Genomic DNA, 16,335 nt, shown 5'->3' with positions numbered 1-16,335 from the left:
AACCATGGATTTATTTCTTTAAATTTGGGGCTCATTTTTTACTATGGCAAAATTGAAGAAGGAAACTCCGTTAATGACTCAATATAATACCATCAAGGCTAAATACCCTGATGCACTTTTACTTTTCAGAGTAGGGGATTTTTATGAAACTTTTGGGCAGGATGCCGTGAAAACCTCTCAGATTCTGGGAATTGTCCTTACAAAAAGAGCCAACGGGGACGGAAGCATAGAATTGGCGGGATTTCCCCATCATTCCGTAGACTCTTATTTACCCAAACTGGTAAGAGCAGGAATGAGAGTGGCAATTTGTGACCAGCTGGAAGATCCGAAAATGGTAAAAGGAATTGTAAAAAGAGGAGTGACAGAACTGGTTACTCCCGGAGTGACATTCAATGACCAGGTATTAAATTCAAAAAAGAACAATTTCCTGCTTTCTTTACACAAAGAGAAAGAGAAATATGGAATTGCGCTGGTAGATATTTCTACAGGAGAATTTTTAGTGAGCGAAGGGAATCTGGAGAAGCTTTTACATATCGTCAGTACATTTGATCCCAGTGAAATTATATACCAGAGAAGTGTTCAGATTCCGGAACAGTTTAAAAATAAAAATGCCTTTAAACTTGAAGACTGGGCTTTCCAATATAATTTTGCCTATGAGAAATTGACGAACCATTTTAAAACGTCTTCTTTAAAGGGGTTTGGGGTAGAAAACCTGCCTTTAGCCATTACTGCAGCAGGGGCTATTTTTGCCTATCTGGTGGAAGATACCCATCATAACCTGCTTGCTCATATTACCAAACTTCAGGTTATTCCTCAGGAAGATTATCTGATGATGGATAATTTTACCTTAAGGAATCTGGAGATTGTGTATCCAAGCAATCCACAGGGGAAATCACTGTTGGATATTATAGATAAAACGTCTACTCCCATGGGAGGAAGGCTGTTGAGAAGGAGAATTATCCTTCCTTTAAAATCTGTGGATGAGATTATGAGAAGACTTTCCCTGATAGACTTCTTAAATGAAAATGACGGGTTGAAATATGAGATCTGTCAGCTGTTAAAATCAATTTCTGACCTGGACAGGTTAATGGGAAAGCTGGCGGCTGAAAAAATCTCTCCGAAAGAGCTTGGATACCTTCGTCAAAGTTTAATCAATATTCATACAATAAAAGGACTTCTGCATCCTCATGCCGATGTATTGGCCTGGCTGGAACCTCTGTATGACCTGGAAGAGCTGATTAAGTTTTTACAGAATAATCTTAATGAAGAACTTCCGGTAAGCATGGCCAAAGGAAATGTCATTAAAAATGATGTTTCTGAAGAACTTGACAGATTGAGAGGTCTTCAAAACAAAGGCCGTGGATTCCTTGATGAAATGTGCCAGCGGGAAATAGAAAGAACAGGAATTACAAGTCTTAAAATTGACTTTAACAATGTTTTCGGATATTATATTGAAGTCAGAAATACCCATAAAGATAAAGTTCCCAATGACTGGTTAAGAAAACAAACCCTTGTGAATGCGGAGCGGTATATTACGGAAGAATTAAAAGAATATGAAAGCCAGATTCTGGGTGCTGAAGAGAAAATAGGTGTCCTGGAGAATGAGCTTTACAGAAATGTTTGCAGCGAAACAATGGTGTATATTGACCAGATTCAGGAGAATTCCAATATCATTGCTCAGCTTGATGTAGCTTCCGGATTGTCGGAACTGGCTGTTTCTGAAAGTTATACAAAACCTGTTTTGAATGACGGATATGCTATTGACTTGCAGGAAGCTAGGCATCCGATTATTGAAAATGCACTTCCTTTAGGAGAAAAATATATTCCGAATGATATTTTCTTAGACAAAGATTCACAGCAGATCATTATGGTTACAGGGCCTAACATGGCCGGTAAATCGGCAATATTACGTCAGACGGCCATTGTCTGTCTTTTGGCACAGATCGGAAGCTTTGTTCCTGCGAAACATGCTGAAATCGGACTATTGGATAAAATTTTTACCAGGGTAGGAGCTACAGATAATATTTCTGCCGGAGAGTCTACTTTTATGGTAGAGATGAATGAAGCGGCTAATATCCTGAACAATATTTCCGAACGAAGCCTTATTCTTTTGGATGAAATCGGACGCGGAACATCTACTTATGATGGGGTTTCTATTGCCTGGGCTATAGCAGAATATCTTCATCAGCATCCTACACAGGCTAAAACCTTATTTGCAACCCATTATCATGAGCTGAATGAAATGACCGTGAATTTTGAAAGGGTGAAAAATTTCCACGTTTCTATTCAGGAAAATAAAGGAAATATTATTTTCTTAAGAAAACTGATTCCGGGTGGAAGTGAGCATAGTTTTGGTATCCACGTTGCAAAGCTGGCGGGAATGCCTGCAAAAGTAGTCAACAGAGCCAATGAAATACTGAAAACCCTTGAAGCCAGCAGAACTCAGGGCGGAGGAACATCTGAGAATATTAAAAGGGTAACAGAAGAAAATATGCAGCTTTCTTTCTTCCAGCTGGATGATCCTGTTTTGGAGAATATCCGTGAAGAACTGACGAAAATAGATATCAATACACTGACGCCTATTGAAGCTTTAATGAAACTGAATTCTATAAAAAAAATGATTGGAGGGTAATCCAATCATTTTTTTTAATTTTATTGTCGTTAACAGCAGTATCCATCTGCACCTCTAGGGCCAATAATTAAAAAATGGCTTACTCCTCTAAGTTTACATAGGCCTTCTGCACAGGCAGCGGCGCCACCATTGATTTCTTTCAACTCATTCTTCGTGAGTTTTCTCTTTTGAATGTCTGAATTTTTCATAATGATTTGGATTAAAGTTATAGGTTTACATGTTCTTGCTTACGCTGAGATAATTAACAGCAAGGTCCGTCCTGAATGCCATACACTCCAGACATTTCCTGTCCTGTATTCGGGTCAAAACAGCTCAATACCAATGGGCAGTGTGGTCTTGCTCCACTGATTTCTTTCATTTCTTTTTTTGAAAGTTTTCTTTTTTGAAGGGTTGATTTTTTCATGATAATTTTAATTTGGTTGTATGCTAATATACAAATTTTATCAATTAATTCTACTGATTGTGAGTAAAATAGCTATTCTTTGCAATAAAAAAGAGAGCCTAAGCTCTCCTGTATTATAAATGATTGTATTCATAAGTGGTGACTTCTGTATTGGTAACAGAGCTGCCCGTCTTATCATAATATTTCCGGGTATCTTTTATAGGATAGCCACTTGCATTGTAAACGTAAATGGAGCTGAATATGGTCCATTCGGTTCCTGTAGAAATAGAATACTGAATCACATTTTTGTAGTCTGTGACATTATGGGCTGATCCGTTTTCATCTTCCTGATCCATCAGTTTCAAATACCCTGTTACATTTTTGAAAGGAGCATTTTTTGTATCATAAACGATAGGTTGTAAGATGCCGTTTCCTGTATCAAATCCCCCTGATGGGAGTGGGCTTGTCACAGTTTCTGTCCAGTTTTTAATTGAACCATCTGCATTTAATATTGCATTTCTGGTATATGCCTTTGTCACACTGGATCCACCTGTAGATAAAGTAACCACCATTTTTACATTATTGGGTGATGGATAAGTATATATGATTTCTGTAGTGGATGAAAGGTTAGTAGCTGTATGTACCGTTGCTTTTTTACTTAATCTGCTGCTGCCATCATAAGTGTAAGTCGTAGTATAGGTAGAATTGGACCCAGAGGTAACAGACTTGGTAATCAGATCTCCTGTATAGAAAAAGGTTGTAACAGTTCCGTCCGTGAGGTTTTTAGATTCAGATAATTTGGTTCCGTTATAGGTATAGGTAGATACATCTCCATCTGCTACCATCTTGGTGACCAGAACAGGGGTATTATTATTGTTATTGTTATTATTGCCATTATTGAGCGCTGCTTCAATATCATCATCACTGCTGGAGCATGAAGCCAAAAAGAAAATTGGCAGAAGTAAATAAGTTTTTTTCATTATCTTTTATTTAATGAGTGTAAAAATATCAAAAAAAAGAATCTGATCGTAAAAATAAAACACCAATTTGTGTGTAAAATAAAAAATAGAGAATTAAATATAAACAGGCTGAGCAGAAGACTGATTTATAATATTTTATTACATTTGGATATGAAAAATTTAATAACAATAATAACTTTGTTTCTATTTGTTTCAGTTTTCAAGGCCCAGCAAACGGAAGTGAAAGTAATGAAATATGAAGAGCTTGAAAAACGCATTAATCAGGAGGATTCCCGGTTTCTTATTGTTAATTTTTGGGCAACTACCTGTGCTCCCTGTGTAAAAGAGCTGCCTCATTTTATGGAAGTGAATAATCAGTATGCCGGTAATCCGAAATTTAAAATGATTCTGGTTTCATTAGACAGGTTGGTAGATAAAGAAAGGGTTTTAAAATTTATTAAAACTAAAAACATCACAGCCGAGGTTGTTTTGCTTGATGATATTAAAAGAATGAATACCTGGATTCCGAAATTTGAAAAAAACTGGGATGGAAATATTCCGGTTACTATTTTTTATAAAAATGGAGAAAAAGTGTATTTCAATGATGGAGAAATGGGTAAAGAAGAACTTGAAAAAATAATTACAGAAAATCTACAATAAATAATTGAGTATGAAAAATTTAAAAATTTTATTAGCAACATTCGCCATTGGTTTGGGACTGCTGAGTTTCACCACAATGAATGATAAGAATCATTCCTCTCAGCATGAAAAAGTGAACTCAAAAGGGTATGAAGTAGGAGACGAAGCCGCGGATTTTAAGCTGAAAAATATTGATGGTAAAATGGTCTCGTTAAGTGATTTTAAAAGTGCTAAAGGCTTCATTGTAGTTTTTACCTGCAACCATTGCCCCTATGCAAAGAAGTATGAAGACCGAATTGTAGAACTGGATAAAAAGTTTAAAAATCAGGGGTATCCGGTAATTGCCATTAATCCCAATGATCCTAATGTGCAGCCTGAAGACGGTTATCAGCAGATGATTGAAAGAGCCAAACAGAAAGGGTTTACCTTTCCTTATTTAGTGGATGAAGGTCAGAAAATTTATCCTCAGTACGGAGCAACAAAAACACCTCATGTTTTTGTAATGCAGAGAGAAAATGGAAAAAATATTGTAAAATATATTGGTGCCATCGACAATAATTATGATAACCCGAATGATGTATCTGAATATTATGTTCAGGATGCTGTCAACGCTTTACTCAAAGGAGAGCCGGTGAAAATGTCAAAAACTGTTGCTATCGGATGCACGATCAAAGTAAAGAAATAATATATTTGCCTAAAATTATGATCGGTGTTCATTGAATGCCGATTTTTTATGGCCTATATTTTATAATAATAAAGGCTGCATCCAGTATACATGATCCATATGAAATTTAAATTGAACCTGAAATATCTGTTTCTTAGTATTTTTATTTTCCTGACAGAAGTAGTAATTGCTACCGAACTGAAGAATGTCTTTTTTATTAGGGCCTATCTCGGTGATGTTATTGTAGTAATACTTCTTTATACCCTCGTAAAGAGTTTTATAAAGGTAAGCAATGACCGGAAGCTTATTCTCGGCATCCTGGCGTTTTCCTTTGTGATAGAATTTGCCCAATATTTCAATATTGCAGAAAAACTGGGTTTCAAACCCGGAAGCCTGATGTATATTGTGATCGGAAATTCTTTCTCATGGATTGACATTTTGTGCTACGCCGTAGGCTGTCTGTTTCTATATGTCCTTGTACAAATAAAGCCCTCAAAAAACTGAAGGCTTTCTATTGAGATTGATGCATTTATTTTACAGTCTTAAAAATCAGGGGCTGTCTCATTCTGATCCTCACTTTTTCACCGTCTTTTTCACCGGCAATCCATTTTGTATTGATTTTTTTGAGCGCTTTTAGGAACTCATCCCTTATGATTTCATTTTTGTAAGCTTCTATTTTTATATCAGACATGCTGCCATCCTTTTCTACAACAAACATTGCGGTAGCGGAGGCTTCTTTAATCCCCGATGCAAGTAATGTCTGTGTTTGAAAGTTGCTTACAAATTCCTTTCGAAAAGCTTGTAATCCGCCTGGAAACTCAGGATTTTTATCTTTTGACTGAGCATGGGGAGAAGAAACAGAATTCGCCTTTGGACGTGTGCTAATAAGTAGGTCCTGTTGTGCCTTGGCAGAAAATAAATCTAAAAACACAAGTGATAAAAGCAGATATTTTTTCATGAGTTTACTTTTATCTTCCAAAACTGTCATATTTATCTTCAGCATACTTGGTAAAGCGGTTTAATAAGGCAACATTTTCTTTTTCCATGGGAGAAAGTTCGTTATCTACATTACTGGAAACAGGGATGTACCAGTCTGTTTGTTCAAAGAAGTTTCTATAGGTTTCCTTTTTGAAAGAATAACCGTGTCTGGCAAATACAGAATTTTTGATGATCTCAAGATCCAGTTTTCTTAAGTTTTTAAGATCCTTTTCTGTTAGTTTCTGCTTGGAAGCATTAAGCTTGAATATGGCTTCAGAGGCCACTCTGTTTTTAGAGGTTTTATAGCTTTCTGTTTTTCCGGTTTCCTCATCGGTGTACTTTTCTACAAAGTCTTTCGGATTAGACCAGTCTACCAGATTGGAATCTTTATCCAGCATGAAATTCGGGTTATAAACAAATTCTTTTTTTGCTAATTTCAGGGTTTTAACAGGTGCTTTTACGGCTGTTTTATTGAAAGCGTTCCATTTTCCGGTTAAGCTGTCACCATTGAGTTTAACTTCGAATCGTCCATCGGTCTTATCATTTCCCGGCTCATCCAGGACAAATAATTTTGAAGCTTCATTAAAGACCCCTCTGAAAGGACGTTGGTTTCCACTTACAATGCTTTGCCCATAGACACTATCCTTTGTTATCTTGTTGATTTTTAGAGAAATCCTCTTATAAGATCCTCCTTCGTACTCGGAACCATCCGACTCGTCAATCATTTTCTCCATGCCGGCAAATTCACCGGTATAAATTCCATAGTATTCTTTATAGATCTCCGGGATTACCACAGAATTTTTTTTTGCGGTTAGAGAATCTTTCCCTGATTCACTGGTTTTTCCGTCCTTTTTACAGTTCATTAAAGAAACTGCCAATAAAGCGGTAAGGGTGTAATTTAAAATTTTCATATCTGTTTTTTGGTAATTAAATATTCAATCAAAAGGATATTGGGAATCCAGCCCAGCCATGCAATGATTTGATAGACATCCATAGGATTGGGATGGAATAAATATACAATAATAACTTTCCACATTCGCAGGGTAATCGCAGATAAAGTAAGGGCAAAACTCCGCCACATCCATTGCTTATGTTCTTTAAACTTTTTCTGTTTTGCAAACTGATAGGCTTTATACGTAGAAACCGACCAAAGACTCCCTAAAATAACGAAAGATATTTTGGAAAGGTAGCCTCCGTTGGCAAAAAATCCCATGTAGATTCCAGAGGGTGCAGCCAGAATCAGGATTAAAAAAATATAGACTTTTCCAATATTCCTGTGAAAGTTTCTTATTCCGAAATCCTTTCTGAGAATAGCCAGAAATCCGGTAAACAGTAAAAAAATACTGGTATACACGTGGATGTAGAAAAAAACGAGATATTCCGGTCTGTCCTGAACTTCCGTCTGTTTGATCATCAGAAAGCTTACATTTGGATTGAAAGGAATATATTCAAGAGTGATTTTCAGCATCAGCCAAAAGAAATATCCGAATCCTAAAATCAAAAGGATCTTGAAGAGTTTTGAACTGTTTTTTTTGGCAGAAAGCATATTTTTTAATCAAGACTTACTGATACTTGTGTGGTATACCAATACTCAACCGGTTTATTCTTATAAGTGGCAGGTTTCCACTTTCTGCTGATAGTACTGATGGCCCGTACCACTTCTTTATTAAGACCTTCATGATCTCCAGTTGCGTTCACAGAGCTGATCTCTCCTTTGGAATCAATTAAAAATATAGCTTCTGACTTTACTGTTCCGGTTAGTGATGATAAAGCTTTAAAATTCAATTTATTCATAACAAGACTTCTGAACGAGGCGATCCCTCCGGGAAATTCAGGTTGCGTATCTGCTTTGTTGGTGTAAGTTTTTGTAGAATTCTGTTCGTGCTGTATTTGAGAAAAACATAAACCAAATGCCAGCAATACAACTAATATTGATAACTTTTTCATAATTCTAAGGTATTTAAGTCCTGTGCAATCAGCCACCCTTCACTCCAGCATGCCTGAAAATTAAAACCTCCGGTAACCGCATCTATATTGAGAACCTCTCCGGCAATATAAAAATTGGGAAGGATTTTTGAGGACATATTTTTAAAGTTAATTTCCTTTAAATCAACACCTCCTGCGGTCACGAACTCATCTTTAAACGTAGATTTTCCTGTAACCTTCAGCTTTTTTTTGCAAAGGTTTTCAAGGATTTTCTGCATTTCTTTTCCAGAAATATTAGAGACTTGTTTATTAAGATCAACTTTTGAAACATCCAGTACTTTTTGCCAGAATCTGTTGGTAACTTCAAAGATCTTTGCCTGCCCAATCGTCTTTTTCGGATTGGATTGTTTAAAATTCTGGAAACTTTCTTCCGCTTCATCCATAGATCTTGAAATAAAATTCACTTCGATCTCAAAATGATACTTTGATTTGGCCAGACTTATGGCTTCCCACGCAGAAATTTTTAAAACGGCAGGTCCCGAAAGGCCCCAATGTGTAATAAGGAGAGGTCCGCTTTCCTCTGTTTTTAATGCAGGAATCGAAATCTCTGCATTTTCAAAACTGGTCCCGGGAATATCCTGTAAAAGCTCATCTTTACTATTGAATGTAAAAAGGGATGGAACAAGATCCACAATTTTATGACCCAGATTTTCAATGATCTTCAATGATTTCGGAGAACTTCCGGTAGCATAAACAATATAATCTGCCTCAAAATCTCCTGAACTGGTTTTTACAATATACTTTTCCTCTGTCTTCTCCATCTCTTTTACCACACATTTTGTCTTCACAGAGACATTTTTCTTTTGGGTTTCGTTCAAAAAAGTATTGATAATGGTCTGCGAAGAATTGCTTTCAGGAAAAGTTCTGTTGTCGTTTTCAATTTTCAGGGGAACGTTACGCTGCTCGAACCATTCCATGGTATCACCCGGCTGAAATTTGGTAAAAACGCTTAATAATTCTTTATTTCCACGGGGATAAAACTGTACCAGCTCTCTCGGATCAAAACAGGCGTGAGTCACATTACAGCGTCCGCCTCCGGATATTTTCACTTTCTGAAGGACATCCGAGTTCTGTTCAAGAATGGTAATATTATATTTCTTTTCGTCAAGGTTCGATGCACAGAAAAAGCCTGCGGCACCGCCTCCGATAATAATGATCTGTTTCATGTATATGCAATCCTATGCTGAAGATTATTTTTCCAAAAGTACAATTTTTATAAACCATCTTATTTGAGTATTTTTGAAGAATATAATTTTATGATCTTAAAAACGATTTTCAAATGATATTTTACCATAAATTCGAAGTACGTTGGAGTGATCTTGATGCCAACAAGCATTTAGCCAACTCATCATACGTACAATACTGTGCTCAGGCCAGAATGGCCTTTATGACCAAAGAAAAAATGGGAGTTACCCAACTGAGCAGATGGGGAATAGGCCCGGTGATCCTGCACGAAAGATATTCTTTTTTTAAAGAAATCTATGCAGATCAGACGGTTATCGTAAGTCTGGAAATAGATGGATGTTCAGAGGATTCCTCTATTTACCGCTTTGTACATAAATTCTATACTCCCGATGGTGCCCATTGTGCAACCTCTGAAGCAACAGGGGTATGGATTGATATGATGCTGAGAAAAATGACCACTCCACCGGATGACGTGATGGAGGCCATGAATAAATATAAAACCCCGGAAACAGTAGTGCTGTCAAAAGAGGATTTCAAAAAATTCCCTTTTCACCCACATAATATTGATCCGGCGGAATTTAATCAATAATCAAAGTTCAGCGTTTAATGTCGTTAAAATATGACTTCATTGAACTTGGTACAAAAAAGAAATTTTATGTTTGAAGATAAATCACAGGAGCTGACTCCCATTTCAAAATTAGGCGAGTTTGGTCTTATTAAACATCTGACAGAGTATTTTCCACTATCCAATGAATCTTCGGAACTTGGGGTAGGAGATGATGCGGCAGTTATTAATCCTGAAAATAAAAAAGTAGTTCTTACAACAGACGTTCTGGCTGAAGGAGTGCATTTTAATTTGGGATATGTTCCATTAAAGCACTTAGGATATAAAGCCGTTGTGGTAAACCTGAGCGATATTGCAGCTATGAACGCTGTTCCTACTCAGATTCTTGTATCCCTTGCTGTTTCCAACCGTTTTCCGGTGGAGGCTCTGGAAGAAATTTATGCTGGAATTCAGGCAGCTTGTGCAAGATATAAAGTCGATTTGATTGGAGGCGATACCACGAGCTCCAACTCAGGGCTGGTCATGAGTATTACTGCTGTAGGGATCGAAAATGGAGAGAATATCGTAAAAAGAAGTGGTGCAAAACCGAATGACCTTCTTGTGGTGACAGGTGATTTAGGAGGTGCTTATATGGGATTACAGATTCTGGAAAGAGAACATGCTGTTTTTCTTGCTGATCCTAATATGCAGCCGGAGATGGAAGGCTATGATTATATCCTGGAAAGACAGCTTAAGCCTGAAGCAAGAACAGACGTGAAAGCTATTTTGGAACAGCTGGATATTAAACCGACTTCCATGATTGATATTTCAGACGGTCTGGCTTCTGAGATCCTGCATCTTTCAGATCAGTCAAAAGTAGGATTCAGACTCTATGAAGAAAAAGTACCTATGGATAATCTTACTATTACTACGGCTGATGAAATGAACTTAAACCCTGTAATGACGGCATTAAGCGGAGGTGAAGATTATGAATTGCTGTTTACAATTTCTCCTAATGACTTTGATAAAATCAAAAATCACCCGGATTTTACGATTATAGGACATGCTGTGGAAAAAGAAGACGGAAACTTTATGGTAGCAAGAGGATCCAACCAATTGGTGGCCCTTACAGCTCAGGGCTGGGATGCTTTTTTAGGCAGCCAGCAGAACGGATAAAATTTATTTAATTGTAAATATTGTAGGAGACCGCAGCTTTTTCGCTGTGGTTTCCGTTTATATACTCATTGTTTTTGCTATGAACTCATCAGAAAAAAATATCCCCGTTCATGATCTGACTTCTGAAGAATTTCAGCTGAGTACCTTGCAGACAGGACATCCGGAAAATTTTAATGATGTCCACCGGCATAATTTTTTTGAAATCATATGGTTTAAAAAGGTTCCGGAAAACAGCCGTCTGGAATTGGACTTTGAAAGCCACCTTCTTTGTAACGGACAGATCTGTATCATTGCTCCGGGGCAGGTGTTTAATATGAGATTGCAAGGTGAAAAAGGATGTGTTCTTGCGGTGACAAGAGAAATATTTAAAGAAGCCTGCGCTATAGAATCCATACTGACCGGGGGAACGGCTCCTTTTTCTTTAGATCCTCAGAGCGAAAAGGCCTGTAATGCCATTATATCACTTATGGAACAGGAGTATAAAAGAGCTTTACGAATTGAACTGCTTAAAACGTATTTGAAAGCATTCTGTATTATCATTGCAGACCAGATCAATTTACAGGATCCTTTAATGAAAGACAGACAGCGGATCCAAAAGCTTATCAATCTGATAGAAGAGCATTATACCGTTCACAGGGATACCGCTTTCTATGCAGATAAAATAAAAATCAGTTCCCATCACCTTAATGATATTGTACGGTTATCGAGAGCAACTACGGTCAAGAAAATGGTTGCCCAGCGGCTTCTTCTGGAAGCAAAAAGAGAATTGAGTTTCGGAGCTTTAACGGTTAAAGAAATTGCGTTTAAGCTGGGATTCAGTGATGCTTCCTATTTCTCGCGATTTTTTAAAAAGCATACGGGTGATAATCCTGATAGCTTCAGGTCCGGAAAAGTCTAATCTTCAGAATGTTACTTTTTACTTGCTTAAAAATAGCTCTAAAACACAGTGCATTAAAAATAACCCTCAGTTTGTGCTGGTCTTTCTTCAGTTCCTGTCTTGGGTGTTTCTACTTTTTAAAGCAACTTTGCAGCCAGAAAAAACGCCTGTGAAGGCTTATACTATTTATGAAGAATTTGAATATTGTAGTGTTTATCCTGGCGCTACTGAACACCCTGGAGTCACTGAGTATAGATCTTTATCTTCCTGCTTTCCCAAGTATGGCCCAAATTTTTAACACGGATATCGGGCATATACAGATCTCAATTTCTGTTTTCTTTGCCGGATTTGCCTTTGGCCAGTTATTATGGGGACCTTTGTCTGATAAAAAGGGACGTAAACCCATGCTGTATTGTGGCCTTTTACTTTTTATTGTAGGCGCAACAGCTATATTTTTCACATCAGATATTTATGTTTTATGGACAATGCGTTTTCTGCAGGCCTTTGGAGGAAGTGCGGGCATTGTTATTGGACGTGCAATAGTTATTGACCTTTATGATAAGCAGAAATCCGTTACTATTTTCTCCCAACAGTCCCAGATCAGTGGTATTGCTCCCATTGTAGCTCCATTACTGGGGAGTGTATTTCTTAAGTTCTGGGGATGGAACAGCTCATTTGCTTTTTTAGTTATTATGGGAATCATTACCCTCTTTATGGTGTATCAGTATGTTCCTGAAACCAATGCTAAAATCAACCTTCCGGATCAGATTGAGAATGAAAAAGGGTTGAAGGATCAACTGAAAATGATCATCACCAATAAAGATTTCATCAACAGTACCATGATTGGGAGTATAGCCTTTGCTTCGCTTATTATTTACATTTCTAACGCACCATTCCTGTTTATGGAGATCCATGGATTTTCCAGCGGTGTTTTCAGCTTCATATTTGCTTTTAATTCATTAGCGCTGATTACTGCCGCCTACATTACTCCAAAGTTGATTAAAAGAATAAGCAATGCAAAGCTTTTATTGATGGCTACACTTGTGTTGTTGTGTACCTGTGCGCTTCATATCCTGATTGCTGCCGGAAACCTTTCTGTTGGGTTGGAAATTGCGATGCTGTATGTTTCATTACTGGCTATAGGAATTTTATTTCCTCTTACTTCAGCATATGCTTTATCTCCATTTAAAGAGGGACGGGGTACAGCTGCGGCTTTACTTGGATTTATGCAGCTGATGGTTACCTTTTTAATGTCAGCATTGGTAGGTTTCTTAGAGGCAGATTCCATTATGCCGATGGTGGTTGCTCGTACAGGAATCGCGGTGATTGCTGTTTGGTTCGGCTATCGTATTTTTAAAACCCAGAAAAGTGCTGTTTAAAAAATACAGCGATTATTTTTTCTCTGCCATGATAGGGGTAAAGAAAGACATAAAATCTTTTTCCTTCTCTTTACCCAAAGAAATGGCACCATAAGTATTAAGGTGGGAGTCATTATAATACATCAGCGTATCCTTGTAAAAGGGCACGCTTTTAAATATCTCCCCTTTAGACAAGTCATAGAAATAGACATTCTTATACGTGGCAGCAAGCTTTTCCAATGCCAGCTTATTTTTTTCTTTACCGATGATTTTAAATGAGGCTGAAGTTCTTTTGATGTAATCCCGGTTTACTTTTACAGGATCCCGGTTAATAGACGGAAAAGTATTGAATACAACCAGCTTTTGATCCGGCCGTAATGATCCCGCAAGTTTTTCCAGAGATTCATAAGCGGACATGGGTTCTATAAAGGAAGAACTGTTAATCAGGATAATCCTGTTTTTTTGGATATTCTGCTGGGTAAAATCTACAAGCTGCTGGGCAGCATCATAAAACTTCACTTCATTGCTGGTGTAATCCTCTCTCTTTACTCCTTTTAAAGCAAGAACTCCATCAGTAGTCACCGTGGAAAAAGAAAAATTATTTCGCTTTCCTATATAGTCTAAAAAAGGTTTAATAGTAAGTGCATGGCTGTCGCCGATAAGTAAAATGTGATTGTTTTTTGAAGTTTTATTTCCAAAAATTTCAATATTTTTCTCATTATGGGAAAGCATGCCGAATGTGGGCGAAGTATATACTTCCGGAATTTGATAAACAGCAGTTGCTTTCGGAACTAAAAAAGCCATAAAAATCAAGAGGATCCCTCCTGAAATAGAGTACCGGATGAGGGTCGTATTATTCTTTTTTCTAAAGAAATTCTCAATAAACCGATAGGAAAACCATGCTGAGGCAAAGGTTAGAATACACGTAAAAATAACTTCACCGGGGCTTAAAAAATATTCATCATGGTAATATCTTATAAATGAGATGATAGGCCAGTGCCATAAATAAAGTGAATAAGAGAGCTCTCCCAAATAAACGGGGATTTTCTTTGCAAAAAAATCAGAAATAAAATTGTTGCCGGTCACCAATAAGTTTGCTGTGGCTATCGTCGGAATTAAAGCAATTACTCCCGGGAAAAAAGAATCTTTACTGATAAAAACAGCTGATAATATCAATACCAACAGGTTCAGCGAAGCGAAGATCGTATTGCCCAATCTGCTGAAATTAATTTTGTTTTTAAAAGTAAGGCTGTAAAAACTTCCGATCAGGAACTCCGGAATTCTGGATACTAATGAAAAATAAGTTGAGGTATTGCTGTTTTCCATATACATTGAAATGCTTGTATAGGCTGTAAGAACAATAATGAGTAATACTATGGCTGCAGATAAATATTTTCTTTTAACCCAAATAAGAAGCAAAGGAAGTAACAGATAAAACTGCATCTCAATAGCCAGAGACCAGGTATGAAGAAAAGGATTTTCATTCAATGCTGCCCCGAAATAAGAGTCTCCACGGGAAAATAACAGGTTGGAAAGAAAGACCACGGAAGCCCCAGCAGATTTTTGAAGTGTCCAGATATCCCTTGCCAGATAAATAAAAGACCCTGCAAATGTAGCTGCAATAATAAGAAAAAGATAAGCAGGAAAAATCCTTTTCAGACGCTTCCAGTAAAAATCATAAAAGCTGAAAGTATCTTTATCCTTTTGATCAATAATGATGGAGGTCATTAGGTATCCTGATATGACAAAAAAAACATCTACTCCAATAAAACCACCCTGCAGCCAGGTGTGGTTTATATGAAAAATAAAGACTAAAAAGAAGGCCAGGGCCCTTATACCCTGTATATCATTTCTAAACTGCATCAGATGTTTTTATAAAGACAAATATAACAGAATATAAAGACTTCATTTCAAAGGTTTGCTGTTTTCTTAATCCTGCTATTTGATCCTGTCGTCATACTATCCCGGCACTTAATCAAGTAATTTTTGTGAAGAACAGCCAAAGGGCTCTCTTTGCGTAAAATTTAAATTATGAAGAGAAACCTTTTGACGGTTTTCTGCTGTGTATTGCCATTAGGATACTGGATCAATGCCCAATCCGGAATATCCGGTGAGCTTAAAACAGAGTATATTGCTTCCTCCAGTTATATCCGTCCGGAAGACAGCTTAAAAACAAATTCTAAAAGTGATTTTAAAAGAGTAGACCTGAATCTAAGTATCCCATTATCTGTAAAAAAAGACAGCAATGGTAAAGTAAAAGCCTGGTCTATGCTCCTCGGTGGATCCTATGCAAAGATGACCCACAAAAATTATGAAAATCAGCTATTTCCCAATCAGATGCTGAATGCCCAGATTGGAATACAGCACTTGAGACCATTAGGAAGGAAGTGGAGCATGATGATGACCGCATCAGTAGGCGTATATACCGATATGGAAAACATCAGTTTTGATGATGTACTGGGGCAGGGTGGAATTCTTTTTATCAGACATTTTAATCCTAACCTGGCACTTGGTGGAGGTCCTGTGCTTACCACAGCATTTGGAGTTCCTATGATTATGCCATGGATTTACTTCGATTGGAAGACCAATGGGAAAATTAAGTTCAATATCAATTTCCCGGAAGGAATGGAAGCCGGCTATCAGTTTACCGATAAATTTGCATTAAAAGCAGTGGTAAACCTCAGCGGGATGTCTGTAGAAAGGAATAAGGATGGAAAATCTACCTTGCTCGGCTATCAGCAGATCACGGCAGGAATAAGGCCTGAAATAAAGCTTAATGATAAACTGAGCCTTCATCTTACAGGAGGAACAGCCTTATTGAGAAGTTTTAGCGAAAGTGACAGGAAAATCAAAAGCATCTTCAGGGAGAAAAAGATAGCTGATCCCAAATTTGCAAGTACTTTTTATGTGGCTCTTGCCTTACGCTGGAACTTACCTTAATAAAGCAATTGAAGA

At 37.3% G+C, this 16,335-nt stretch carries 18 protein-coding genes; 9 read left to right on the top strand and 9 right to left on the bottom strand.

The genetic code is table 11. The features are described from left to right. Nucleotides 1-43: 43 nt before the first annotated feature. Nucleotides 44-2,632 (top strand): DNA mismatch repair protein MutS, encoded by a 2,589-nt coding sequence (mutS, locus tag MP478_RS18245; protein ID WP_257201256.1) that lies wholly within the window; start codon nucleotides 44-46, stop codon nucleotides 2,630-2,632. Nucleotides 2,633-2,661: 29 nt separating this feature from the next. Here the strand turns inward: mutS and MP478_RS18240 are convergent, their stop codons facing one another. From MP478_RS18240 to MP478_RS18230, 3 genes are all read right to left on the bottom strand, one after another. After that, the gene (locus MP478_RS18240; RefSeq protein ID WP_257190156.1) at nucleotides 2,662-2,820 is read right to left on the bottom strand and encodes a bacteriocin; all 159 of its coding nucleotides are present in this window, start codon (nucleotides 2,818-2,820) and stop codon (nucleotides 2,662-2,664) included. 53 nt (nucleotides 2,821-2,873) lie between these two features. Then, the gene (locus tag MP478_RS18235; RefSeq protein WP_209800755.1) at nucleotides 2,874-3,035 is read right to left on the bottom strand and encodes a hypothetical protein; all 162 of its coding nucleotides are present in this window, start codon (nucleotides 3,033-3,035) and stop codon (nucleotides 2,874-2,876) included. 113 nt (nucleotides 3,036-3,148) lie between these two features. Continuing rightward, nucleotides 3,149-3,994 (bottom strand): hypothetical protein, encoded by an 846-nt coding sequence (locus MP478_RS18230; protein WP_257201255.1) that lies wholly within the window; start codon nucleotides 3,992-3,994, stop codon nucleotides 3,149-3,151. Between the two features lie 150 nt (nucleotides 3,995-4,144). On the opposite strand from MP478_RS18230, the gene MP478_RS18225 reads away from it, so the two are divergent. The 3 genes from MP478_RS18225 (at nucleotide 4,145) to MP478_RS18215 (ending at nucleotide 5,780) form a co-directional block, all read left to right on the top strand. Beyond that, entirely contained in the window at nucleotides 4,145-4,633 is a 489-nt protein-coding gene (locus tag MP478_RS18225; protein WP_257201254.1) for a TlpA disulfide reductase family protein, read from the top strand. 10 nt (nucleotides 4,634-4,643) lie between these two features. Further along, the gene (locus MP478_RS18220; protein ID WP_257201253.1) at nucleotides 4,644-5,297 is read left to right on the top strand and encodes a thioredoxin family protein; all 654 of its coding nucleotides are present in this window, start codon (nucleotides 4,644-4,646) and stop codon (nucleotides 5,295-5,297) included. Nucleotides 5,298-5,396: 99 nt separating this feature from the next. Continuing rightward, nucleotides 5,397-5,780, top strand: a complete 384-nt coding sequence (locus tag MP478_RS18215; RefSeq protein ID WP_230033318.1) for a DUF2809 domain-containing protein — start codon at nucleotides 5,397-5,399, stop codon at nucleotides 5,778-5,780. Nucleotides 5,781-5,805: 25 nt separating this feature from the next. Here the strand turns inward: MP478_RS18215 and MP478_RS18210 are convergent, their stop codons facing one another. From MP478_RS18210 to MP478_RS18190, 5 genes are read right to left on the bottom strand one after another with little or no spacing between them, the layout of a single operon-like run. Further along, entirely contained in the window at nucleotides 5,806-6,234 is a 429-nt protein-coding gene (locus tag MP478_RS18210; RefSeq protein WP_257201252.1) for a hypothetical protein, read from the bottom strand. Between the two features lie 10 nt (nucleotides 6,235-6,244). Continuing rightward, nucleotides 6,245-7,165, bottom strand: coding sequence for a YARHG domain-containing protein (locus tag MP478_RS18205; protein WP_257201251.1), 921 nt, complete (start codon nucleotides 7,163-7,165; stop codon nucleotides 6,245-6,247). Beyond that, complete coding sequence (locus MP478_RS18200; RefSeq protein WP_257201250.1) at nucleotides 7,162-7,800, bottom strand: DUF2306 domain-containing protein; 639 nt, start codon at nucleotides 7,798-7,800, stop codon at nucleotides 7,162-7,164. The genes MP478_RS18205 and MP478_RS18200 overlap by 4 nt, the downstream gene beginning before the upstream one ends. Before the next feature lie 5 nt (nucleotides 7,801-7,805). Continuing rightward, the gene (locus MP478_RS18195; protein WP_257190165.1) at nucleotides 7,806-8,201 is read right to left on the bottom strand and encodes an energy transducer TonB; all 396 of its coding nucleotides are present in this window, start codon (nucleotides 8,199-8,201) and stop codon (nucleotides 7,806-7,808) included. Then, on the bottom strand, nucleotides 8,198-9,406 hold the full coding sequence (locus MP478_RS18190) for an NAD(P)/FAD-dependent oxidoreductase (RefSeq protein ID WP_257201249.1): 1,209 nt from the start codon (nucleotides 9,404-9,406) through the stop codon (nucleotides 8,198-8,200). Before MP478_RS18190 ends, MP478_RS18195 begins: the two co-directional genes overlap by 4 nt. 113 nt (nucleotides 9,407-9,519) lie before the next feature. Here MP478_RS18190 and MP478_RS18185 point away from each other — a divergent pair, with 113 nt between their 5' ends. From MP478_RS18185 to MP478_RS18170, 4 genes are all read left to right on the top strand, one after another. Beyond that, complete coding sequence (locus MP478_RS18185) at nucleotides 9,520-10,014, top strand: thioesterase family protein (RefSeq protein WP_230033329.1); 495 nt, start codon at nucleotides 9,520-9,522, stop codon at nucleotides 10,012-10,014. Nucleotides 10,015-10,080: 66 nt separating this feature from the next. Next, a complete protein-coding gene (gene thiL, locus MP478_RS18180) occupies nucleotides 10,081-11,145 on the top strand; it encodes a thiamine-phosphate kinase (RefSeq protein ID WP_230033331.1) in 1,065 nt (354 codons plus the stop codon). A 79-nt stretch (nucleotides 11,146-11,224) separates the two neighbouring features. Then, nucleotides 11,225-12,043 (top strand): AraC family transcriptional regulator, encoded by an 819-nt coding sequence (locus MP478_RS18175; protein WP_257201248.1) that lies wholly within the window; start codon nucleotides 11,225-11,227, stop codon nucleotides 12,041-12,043. Nucleotides 12,044-12,210: 167 nt separating this feature from the next. Continuing rightward, nucleotides 12,211-13,401, top strand: a complete 1,191-nt coding sequence (locus tag MP478_RS18170) for a multidrug effflux MFS transporter (RefSeq protein ID WP_257201247.1) — start codon at nucleotides 12,211-12,213, stop codon at nucleotides 13,399-13,401. A 12-nt stretch (nucleotides 13,402-13,413) separates the two neighbouring features. On the opposite strand, the gene MP478_RS18165 is transcribed toward MP478_RS18170, so the two are convergent. After that, entirely contained in the window at nucleotides 13,414-15,243 is a 1,830-nt protein-coding gene (locus MP478_RS18165; protein ID WP_257201245.1) for an acyltransferase family protein, read from the bottom strand. Between the two features lie 168 nt (nucleotides 15,244-15,411). Here MP478_RS18165 and MP478_RS18160 point away from each other — a divergent pair, with 168 nt between their 5' ends. After that, nucleotides 15,412-16,320 carry a DUF6268 family outer membrane beta-barrel protein gene (locus MP478_RS18160; protein WP_230033339.1) on the top strand — a complete coding sequence of 303 codons (909 nt, stop codon included), beginning with the start codon at nucleotides 15,412-15,414 and terminating at the stop codon, nucleotides 16,318-16,320. Nucleotides 16,321-16,335 lie beyond the last annotated feature (15 nt).

The sequence above is a fragment of the Chryseobacterium sp. WG14 genome (assembly GCF_024586945.1).
Taxonomy (GTDB): Bacteria; Bacteroidota; Bacteroidia; order Flavobacteriales; family Weeksellaceae; genus Chryseobacterium.
Note: the sequence above shows the minus strand (reverse complement) of the source record. Positions and strands in the feature narration are given on the sequence as shown.